The 558-nt window shown below is 50.2% G+C and carries 1 protein-coding gene; it reads left to right on the top strand.

The annotated features are described in order from the left end of the window. The first annotated feature begins 148 nt into the window (after positions 1 to 148). Positions 149 to 448, top strand: coding sequence for a hypothetical protein (locus ACR0E6_RS22895; protein ID WP_480565388.1), 300 nt, complete (start codon positions 149 to 151; stop codon positions 446 to 448). The last annotated feature ends 110 nt before the right edge of the window (positions 449 to 558 follow it).

Genomic DNA, 558 nt, shown 5'->3' with positions numbered 1-558 from the left:
CACTACTGCTTCTCCCAAACCGCTTAAACTGCATAGAATAACGATATTCTATCTCGTGCGTATTAATGCATCCTTAAATTGACAACCCTAGTATCTTTTTCCTGTAGTGTGATCAAATACAGCGTACCTCAATCAATCAGGACCGAAAATGGCCGTCGTTACCATGCCTGCGCAGACAGCCCAACGGCTGAAGGACGAAATTCTCAAGCTATCGCAATCTGTTGAGGTCAAAATGTTTCGGGCCAAAGACGTCGTTCAACTGATCGGTTTCACCGAAGAAGAGATCGCAGGTTTTGGCGGAGAAACCGGCGATGCGGTCATTTTGGCAGTGCGGGACCTTGAGGCTCTAAAGCAAGCTATTCCACAATCAGCCGGGGATCGCCTGAACTATATCCCGATCGTGAACGAAAAAGCCAAGGCCAAGCTGGATCCGTTTTATCAGGCCTAGACCGCACTCTGCGTGTTTGCGGCAAAGGGTGAGGCATACGCCCCACCCTCCTTCAGATCACACGTTGATGATGTTGTGACCCGGGCCGTAGGGGAAGCCGGTGATGTTCT

The sequence above is a fragment of the Ruegeria sp. AP12 genome (genome assembly GCF_056540025.1).
Note: the sequence above shows the minus strand (reverse complement) of the source record. Positions and strands in the feature narration are given on the sequence as shown.